The sequence below is a fragment of the Myxococcales bacterium genome, from assembly GCA_012513515.1.
GTDB lineage: Bacteria > UBA10199 > UBA10199 > 2-02-FULL-44-16 > JAAZCA01 > JAAZCA01.
In genome coordinates, this window is the sequence record JAAZCA010000027.1 from 1 (window position 1) to 8,825 (window position 8,825).

Sequence of the window (8,825 nt, forward strand, 5' to 3'; positions counted from 1 at the left end):
CTTTGGATTACAACTACCCCGCAGAGATCTATTTCAAGGAAATCGAACTGGAGAAGAAGGCGGCTTAACAATGAACCGGTCCACTTATAAAACTCTCAATGACTGTTTGACAAAGTCGACCACCTTACTGTGTAACTAAGGATCTCTTTGAGTGTATCTCCAACGACGATGATGGTCACGATGATGGTCACCATGATCCTGGAATGTGCAACGATCATCAGGTTGAAAGTTGTCACGCCCTGTCGGATGAGGCGGAGTGCATAACTTCCTATTATGTTTCGGGTATCAATGATCTTAAGTATAACTGTCACTGGGGCATCCCAGGAGGCGAAGAAGGGCCAGAAGGTTGTTTTGTACATGGTCGATCGGATGATCCAGATGATGCTTGCATCGGACAGTAGCTGAGGGTGCGGTTTTTGTGTTGGCACGCGTCGATATTCGTCGCCCGGCTCGCGTCTTGTGAGTCGGGCGATTTCCTTTGCATGTGGGGCCCGCCCCGTCTTGGAGATGTTCCCCCAAATGGTGTTGACAGGTGTGGATATTTCGGGGATAGTCGCCCGCCACTTGGTAAGGGGGTGAAAACAATGAGGAAAAGAGATCTCGACCGTTTCAAGAAGATTCTGCAGGAACGCAGGAAGGCAATTACTGATACGGCATTACAGATCAAAGAGGAAGGGGTGGCTGGTTTCGAACAGGCCAATCTCCCCGATGAAATAGATCTTGCCTCCACGGAGACCGAGCAGGCGATGAACCTTAGACTTCACGATAGGGAGCTCATCCTCTTAAGAAAAATCGACAAAACCCTCAAGAAGATCGAAGAGGGTGAATTTGGCATATGTGAATCCTGCGGCGAGGAAATTTCGATAAAGCGCCTCGAAGCTAGGCCGGTGGCCGAGGTTTGTATCTCATGCAAGGAAGAGATGGAAAAGAAGGAAAGGGGATACGCCGAATAGGTTTTTAGTAACCTCTGAAAAATCATCAAATTCAGGGCACCTCTAAAAGCTATGCGCTTGTCATCCCGCAACGACCGTGACTGGTGAACGGTCGGAACCCCGCGGTAGCGGCGGCTTACCGCTAGTTTTTCAGAGGTTCCTTAAGTCGATTACAAGAAAGTTGCATTTCGTCCCTATAAAACGAGAGCCCCACTTCGTGTTGTTGACGTAATCGTCGATTAAGTTTACTTGTCGTGCATGGATGAGAAAGAACGCTTGGAGCGGCAGGCGCTTGCCTATTTTCTTCGGCTTTATAATCGGAAGTTCAACACCAAGTATCGTCTTCAGCACAAAAGGGAACGCCCCGACTTTTCGGTAAGGAATCTGTATAACGGAGATATTCTAGGCGTTGAAATTTCCCATATATTTCATGACAAAAAAGAGGCGATGATGATGCTCGGACGCGATCAGAGCCATATTCATGGAATCATCAGCGCCGATGATCATGTAAGGGTTTTGGAGAGGATACTTAGACAGAAGGCCGAAAAGTATTATGGCTACGAGATCGATGCGCCGATAATACTCGTTCTTAGGGACTTTAACCCCATATTCGATGCCAAGACGATCTTTGATCCAAGGCTTCATTTTCGCATGCCGGCTTCGGAATTTAAGGAGGTCTGGTATATGACGAGGACCAGCCCAGCCAGGAAATGGGACAAACTGGTTCGTCTCAAGTAGCCATCCAGCAGATCCTGTTGTGTTTGTAGGGGCACCTCGCGCATGGAGCGTCTGTATTTTTTCCGAATCTGCCATTTTCGATTTTAGATATTATATCGAGGATCTGACCGGTTCCGAGATTTCTTCTTTCATCGGTGACCGGAGTGATGTGAACTTCTCCCGGGTCGAGAAATATTAGTGAAGTAGATTCGATCTTTTTTCCTGTGGCCGACTCGGAGGCCAGAGCATAAATTATCATCTGTAATTCATACATCTTAGCGCGCTCGTTTATTTCGTTCTTATTCAGTCGATCGGTTTTAAAATCTATAATTCTGAGGTTTTTATTGTCGTCGAGCAGCCAGTCGATCGATCCTATTATTAAGTTCCCGTCGATCTCCCACTCAAATGGGAGCTCCCTTTTTCCTCGGCCGAGGTTTTTTGCGAAATCAGTTTTTAGAAATGGATCGATCACTTTGTGAACGGCAGTGAGCGCTTTTTCGCTCGCCCCCACTCCATTGGCCAAGCATGCCCTCCGCACCAAAGATTCCAGGTTGCTATCCGTGTTCGAAGGTATTTTTTCCAAGACGCTATGGACGATAGATCCGACGACGTTCGCTGGAATCTCATCGCGTTTTTCCGCTATGAACGAGTCTGACGGCATTCCTATGACGTGGCGGAGGTTGTATTCCTGAGGGCATCTGTCGTAGCATTCTATCTGTGATGCAGTATATATATCCTCCGTATTCTTTTTGATACCAGGAAGCAGGGATTGCGGTATCGGAGAATAATTTTTATCCAGTTTGATTTGAAGCTGTGCATTGGCACGTTCTTTTTCGGATGGCGACCAAGGCGTTGCGATTCCAGAGGTGATGGCTTCGTCGATGGCTGGGATCATCCATTCGTTCCAAAGAGCTCTTCTCTTCATGTTTCGATGAACGGGTATGACGAGCTGCTCCATGGCTCTAGTCATTGCGACATAGAGCAGCCTCATCGATTCGAGTTCCTGGTTTTTTGCTTCGTGTTCTTTGATTTCTATGAGACGGGCGGTCTCCTCGCGCTCGGAAAGGGGAGTCTCTTTTTGTTTGAGTTTAAAAGCGACGCCGCGTTCGCGCGTGAACTGCCATTTGCCGCCGCTGTTTTTTTTCAGCCTGAACAACTCAGGAAGTATTACGATTGGAAATTCAAGTCCCTTTGCTGCGTGTACGCTCATAAATCTTACGGCATCGGCGGTGCTTCCGGCCGCAGGCGGATCACCGATGCGGGCGCTTCGATCCTTTAATTCCTTTATGAATGATGTAAAATCGCGAAGCGGTGTGGGACCCTGTTTTTCAACCGATGCCGCAAGAGAAATAAATCTATCGATATTCGCTGTCATCCCTCCGGATGGGTCGAGTGACTGACAGATCTGTTCGTAACCGGTCATGGATATCACGCGCGTAAGAATTTCGGATGGGCGCATGTGCTCCGCCATTTCCTCTATCTCGGTTATAAGAGAACATCTTTCGTCGAGCCTTGTATTTGTGACCAAAGATTTTCCCTCATCGCCGGAAAGGAGCACGAGGTCGTCGTCTGATAGTCCAATGAGCGGTGATCTAAGAAGGCCGAGAAGGGCGGTGGTATCCTCCCTGTTTGAGGCATATGAAAGAACGAATAAAAGGTCGGTTATCTCCTGCCGTCCCAGTAGTCCTCTGCCGCCGAAGATCAGATATGGAACGCCCGCTATGCGAAAAGCCTTCTCGTATGGCGCTATGGATGTCAGGGCTTGAAAAAGGCAGACTATTTCGCCGTATCCGGCCTTCCCCGAGTCGCACAGTTCGGTGACGTAGGATGCTATAGCTCTTCCTTCCGCTTGTCGTCTTTGTTCCGATGAACTTTCTGCGGGCAGCTCCATGTTCAAGGTGACTAAAGAAGGGAGAGCCGTATTTTCATCCCTGAAGGCGGTCATCTCTTCGCCGACGGCCGATATATCATCCCTCTGGAGGCTGCCGAAGAGACCCTCGGAGAGAGTTTTTTGGCAGATGTTAACGAAGTCTATTATCTTCGGGCGGGATCTGAAATTTTCAAGCAGATGCGCGCATTTGCCGCCTTTGCCCCGTATCATCTCCAGAATTCGGGTGAAACAATCTATATTTGCGCCCCTGAACCTGTAGATAGACTGACGCGGATCTCCGACGATGCAGAGCTTGTTGGTTTTTTCGTCGAAGAGTTTGAGGATCAATTCGGTCTGTGCGTCATTGGTGTCCTGAAATTCGTCGACGAGTATATGATCAAATTTCTTTCTGTAGTGGTCGAGCGCTTCTGGACTTGAATCGAGAAGTTCCAAGACTTTTATTTCCAAACCCTGAAAGTCAAGAGCTCCTATGCGCTCGAGCTGCCTTTCTAATGATGCGGTAACTTTTTTAAAGACGCTGCGAAGCGCCAGCAAAATTTCACGCTCCTGCGCGTCCGCTATTTTTTCGTCGGTAAGAGATTTTGCTGCGTGCCAGCGAAAGGAGGAGAGGTCCTCGAGCGCTCCTATCGCCGTTCCGAAGTCCACCGAGTCAACCATGAATGAGGCATCGGGATCATTCTTTTGAAGAAGGGAGAGGAGGGTGTTTTTTACCGCCTGTCCTGCCATCAGATTTGCGGCGTTTTCATCGATGATAAAGAAAGCCGGATCGATGGCTATCAGCGGAGCGTGCTGACGAAGTATTCTGGCGCAGCAGGAATCGAACGTGCCTATCCATGAGTTTTCTATTTTGTAGTGATACTTGCCCGGCGCCCTTTTCCGAAGTCTGGATTTTAGCTCTCCCGCGGCTTTTTCGGTGAATGTTATTGCCAAAACGCGATCGATTTTGTTCCAGTCGCCTTCAAGGATATTTAGAAAACGCTCGATCAGAACGGTCGTTTTTCCGGAGCCTGCGCCGGCGACTATGGCGAGGGATCCATCTATTGAAGTAGCCGCATAATCTTGTGATTTAGTCAGTTTCTTTTCCGACATATCTGCATACACCTCTATAGTCGCAATATTTTTCGCACTTTCCGTCGGCCGGAGAGACGTCGAATTCGCCGTTTCTTATCCGGGCTATATAGTCGCAGCAGGCTGATAGTGCGGAATCGATGCACTGGTTCCACTTTTTTTCATCTACCGCAGAGTGGGCTCGCCCTACGTCATAGTTTATCTTGTTGGCATCCTTGCGGACGAAGCCATGGCACTTTTTTGCCGAGAGTACGTCGACAAAAAGACCTCCCAGCGGCGCAGCGGCGGGAAAGAGAAGCTTCTTTACGGCGTATGAATAAACGGGCAGCTGAAGCTTTCTTCCTTTTAGAATTTCCGATATCACCGCCTTCGCCTGACTCCTTGTTTTGTAGTCTATTATTAAAAATTTCGTCGTTGCAATATCGCTATCTATTCTGTCGACGAATCCGTGAAGATAGGCGGGCTTGTCGTTCTTGATCTGTATGGGCAATTCGTTTTCCTTAACTTTTCCGAACTCCCATTCAAATGCCAGCGGGGAGAGAGGCTCTTCGAGGGATGATGCTTCCGCAGCCTCCAGGCATATTACCTGCATCGCCATGATTTTAATGAGCTGTCGCTGCATGGGACGAAGGCCGTCTGCGACTCGGGAGAGGACATCGGAATATTTATTGAATACTTGTTCTATTATCTCATCGATCAGATCTGAAAGTTGCGCCGATGTAATTTTGGACCTTGAAAAATTACGAAAATCTTCAAGATGCTCTCTGTAGAAAATTTCAAGAACTTCATGGATTATTTTTCCTCTATCTTTGGGTTGCAGCTCCGGAATTTCATCCTCAAGAGGCTTCAGGTTTAAAACTTTTTCGGCGAAAAATACGAATGGGCACTGCGCGAATCTTTCCAGGCTTGTAGCGCTGTAAGCCTTCCGCGTGAAGCGATCGCGCACAAGTCTGAGTGCATTGTCATCCGAGATTCTGCCGCGGCGGTTTGGATGTTCGTCCGAGCCCTGCGATCTACTCTTCTCTATTTTTACGAGTTCACTTATTTGAGAAGGAGAGCGTTTGTTTTCAGGGCAGCATCTGCTGATTCCGCATGGAGGTAACACTTCTTCTTCCGGCATTCCGTCCAAGAATGGAGACTTTGATGTTTCAGCGCCGGAATCGTTTATTACGGAATAGGTGAGGAACAGATCGCTGGTGCACTTCATACGAAATGTGTCGAATAGGTAGCTTTCTTCCGCGAGAAGAGTTTCTTCTCCAGGAAATATTTTTTCGAGCGACCGATCCGGATTTTTTGCTAAAAAATCTCCTTCGGAAAAAAATATTTTGTCCGGTTTGGATTTTGGGATGTTCCCTCCGAGCATCGACGGAATGAAAACTCGCGACGCGGGTATGGGTAGCCCGGATTCAAATTCCACATTCAGAAACGGAAATATTCTCATAGCCGCCACTCTGTGGTGAGATGAGGCGAGTCCTGACATGAGTAGCTGGATGAATTCGTCCTTGCACATTTCCCCTATGGAGAAGAGGCGGCATGTTGCGCACAAATCGTCCAATTCGCGCCCCAAGGCAGCTATTGCGGAAAGGCTTCTGCCGATATAGCGCTTTTGGCTGAGCGGATCGCTCAGCGCCTCTCTCCAATTTTCGACGAACATCATCGATGATATAAAATCCCTGCATCTCGCTGCGTAATTTTCAGGAGCATCCGACTCCTGCCATGAGGCGATATTCTCCGGAGATAGCAGGGAGTGTATTGCGGGAACTGAGAGGGCGTTTCCGTTCACCGGGACATTTCGGTCATCAATTATTTCCGATGCTTCCTGCATGAGATCGTCTGTGAAGGAGTCGGAACGGCGGGTGCAGAGAACCGTATCGCTTCTTTTTGTATCTTCATGGGGGTTTTCCATCATGATTCTGGCAAGGGACCTGCATTCCTGTTTTGTTGATCTTGCCGCCATGATGCGTATTCGAGGTTCGTCGAAGTTTTTTGGGAAGAGTTCGACTTCGTCGTCAGCAATTTTTTCTATTTCGGAGAGCTCTCTCTTGATAACGTCATCATATATTTTTTCTTGTTTTGAGCAGGAGGGGGCCGACACCAAAATTTCAATGGAAGGGTAGCTCTCCTTCATTGCGGATATTATAGAGCTTTGTCCGGGGAGAAACCGAAAGAATTCATCGAATGCGACGAGATTTTTATGGCCTATGGGTGCGTCGGCTCTTCGTATGCGTTCAAGGGCTGCGAGAAATGTGTCGCCCTCATCCAATATTTCGAGGGACTTCTTTCTTTCCTCGTAGGCTTCGAAGGAGCGAAGTAGATCGTTCTCTTTCACTCCACCTCTCGTATCAAGAATATTTCTGAGCTTCACAGCGTCGATGCCGTTGGATTTCAGGCGAATTACGGTGTCGGCGAACTGCCTCGCTGTTCCGAGTGATGGCCTCTTGGATTTAAAATATTCGAGCCCAACTTCAGGCAGTATAGAATGAAAGAGGAGGGCGGGTTGCGTACGCGTCATTGTGTACTTTTGCGGGGAGGCTATCTCCTGGAGAAATCTTTGCCAGGAAAGAATCTCGCTGCCGAATATCGCTTTTCTCTTTGATGATCCGGTCAGCCTCCCGAAGATCGCCGCCCGTCTCAGCATGGAAGCTGAGCCCTCGGATGGCACCACGATTACGGCATCGCGCGTCGCCGCTTTCCCCAGGATGAATGAGGTTTTCCCGGAGTTTATAGGACCCTTTATCAGAGTGACAGGCATCTGCCATTCATCTCAGGCTGTTGCCTCGCGGTCAAGAAGGAGCACGCTCCCTTCGTCAATTTTACGACGGTGCTATCCTTTGGGGAATGGCCGAGTTTAGAATATTCCATATAAAACAGCATGTTAAGCTTGAAAGGTTTTGGCGTGCGGATTGCTGTGGAAAGGGCTCGTCACGAAGTTTTTGAAAGGAGGGGGATGTGAAAAAGGCAATCGCAACGGGTGTTTTGTTGATAATCCTGCTGGCGACCTCGATTTTTCTGGCACGTGTGAGCTCCGGAGCCGAAGGGAAGGATCGTGGGAGTACCGGCAGAAGCAATGTCGAAGCCAGGCTCAATCGTGAAAGCGGTCATGGATCCAGCACTCGAGTCGAACTCGGGAGAAGCTCCCCTGCTGACAGGATGAACAGGTCCTCCGGAAATGTTGATGGTGGCAGGGAGTTCGAGAGGATCCAGCGCGACAGAATAAGGGACAGATAAGATGTATTAGCTGAACTAGCCGCAATCTGCCCCCGGCATTTCGCATTTCTACTCGCAATCTAATCTTGCAACTGCCGTGACTGGGAAAAACAGAAGCTAGAAGCGAGAGGCTAGAAGCTAGAAAAATCTCGCCTGTAGAAATCTCGTTTCTCACTTCTAGATTCTGGCTTCTTGATTTTCCCGTCGCGGCGGAAGGGGAGGCGATGCGCTTCTTCTTTTGGATTATTGACTTGGGAAGTTCAGTGTAATACCCTGATTTTTAAGTCGAAAAAACACAAAATACCACACAACTTTTTTCTGTTTGTGCCGATTGAAAGGCAAAAATAGGAGGGTTTTATGATCGGTATAGGCGAGTTAGTTTGTCCGGCAGGGATGGTGCTTCAAAAGCCAGATGGTGCTGTTCATCCCCGCTACTTGAGACATCCCGACTATCACGGCGACTATCACGGCTACGATATCGGTTTCCGTTGTGTTGCTCCACCCAGGGACTCCAAGAAGTGGCGCAGTCTTTGATTCTTTTGTTTTTTACCCTTGGTCCGTTCATTTAACCGAACGGACCAATTTTTATGACCAACGCGCCACAAATGGTCACATTGCCGTTCCAACAAATAACTTCGACCATGGAGAATTGAGCATCGACCAAAACATCAAGAAGCTAGAATCTAGAAGTGAGAAGCGAGATTTCTACAGGCGAGATTTTTCTAGCTTCTAGCCTCTCGCTTCTAGCTTCTGTTTTTCCCCGGTCACGGTCGTTGCGGGATGACAAGCGCATAGCTTTTAGAGGTGCCCTGAATTTGCTGATTTTTCAGAGATCACTTAAGATAGACATCCACAGGTATCGCCGGGGGCGTATCGGGGGAATGCAACTGCTGCATTTTTATTATCGACTTCACCTGCGAGTATTGCCTTCCTCCGGCGTGGGAGATCCCCGGCAGGGATGTTATCCCTTCATCATAGCCAAGCTCTACATATCTCATCCCGTCCGGGGC

The 8,825-nt window shown here is 48.5% G+C and carries 7 protein-coding genes; 4 read left to right on the top strand and 3 right to left on the bottom strand.

Translation table 11 applies throughout. From position 1 onward, the window contains the following. Positions 1-584: 584 nt before the first annotated feature. Both GX659_05380 and GX659_05385 read left to right on the top strand, forming a co-directional pair. Complete coding sequence (locus tag GX659_05380) at positions 585-953, top strand: conjugal transfer protein TraR (GenBank protein ID NLD28220.1); 369 nt, start codon at positions 585-587, stop codon at positions 951-953. 237 nt (positions 954-1,190) lie between these two features. Continuing rightward, positions 1,191-1,670: a hypothetical protein gene (locus tag GX659_05385; protein ID NLD28221.1), complete on the top strand. Its 480-nt coding sequence runs from the start codon at positions 1,191-1,193 to the stop codon at positions 1,668-1,670. On the opposite strand, the gene GX659_05390 is transcribed toward GX659_05385, so the two are convergent. Beyond that, a complete protein-coding gene (locus GX659_05390; protein ID NLD28222.1) occupies positions 1,663-4,629 on the bottom strand; it encodes an ATP-dependent helicase in 2,967 nt (988 codons plus the stop codon). The two genes, GX659_05385 and GX659_05390, sit on opposite strands and share 8 nt — an antisense overlap. Beyond that, positions 4,607-7,360, bottom strand: coding sequence for a hypothetical protein (locus tag GX659_05395; GenBank protein NLD28223.1), 2,754 nt, complete (start codon positions 7,358-7,360; stop codon positions 4,607-4,609). The genes GX659_05390 and GX659_05395 overlap by 23 nt, the downstream gene beginning before the upstream one ends. 197 nt (positions 7,361-7,557) lie before the next feature. Between GX659_05395 and GX659_05400 the strand changes: the two genes are divergently transcribed. After that, positions 7,558-7,836, top strand: a complete 279-nt coding sequence (locus GX659_05400; protein ID NLD28224.1) for a hypothetical protein — start codon at positions 7,558-7,560, stop codon at positions 7,834-7,836. Positions 7,837-8,172: 336 nt separating this feature from the next. Beyond that, positions 8,173-8,349 (top strand): hypothetical protein, encoded by a 177-nt coding sequence (locus GX659_05405; GenBank protein ID NLD28225.1) that lies wholly within the window; start codon positions 8,173-8,175, stop codon positions 8,347-8,349. 299 nt (positions 8,350-8,648) lie between these two features. On the opposite strand, the gene GX659_05410 is transcribed toward GX659_05405, so the two are convergent. Then, positions 8,649-8,825: hypothetical protein (locus GX659_05410; GenBank protein ID NLD28226.1), on the bottom strand; the 177-nt coding region annotated here is incomplete at its 5' end.

Excerpts from the sequence above, each read along its gene's own strand:
- GX659_05395 (NLD28223.1), bottom strand. The coding sequence starts at position 7,360 with ATGCCTGTCACTCTGATAAAGGGTCCTATAAACTCCGGGAAAACCTCA.
- GX659_05405 (NLD28225.1), top strand. The coding sequence starts at position 8,173 with ATGATCGGTATAGGCGAGTTAGTTTGTCCGGCAGGGATGGTGCTTCAA.
- GX659_05390 (NLD28222.1), bottom strand. The coding sequence starts at position 4,629 with ATGTCGGAAAAGAAACTGACTAAATCACAAGATTATGCGGCTACTTCA.
- GX659_05380 (NLD28220.1), top strand. The coding sequence starts at position 585 with ATGAGGAAAAGAGATCTCGACCGTTTCAAGAAGATTCTGCAGGAACGC.
- GX659_05385 (NLD28221.1), top strand. The coding sequence starts at position 1,191 with ATGGATGAGAAAGAACGCTTGGAGCGGCAGGCGCTTGCCTATTTTCTT.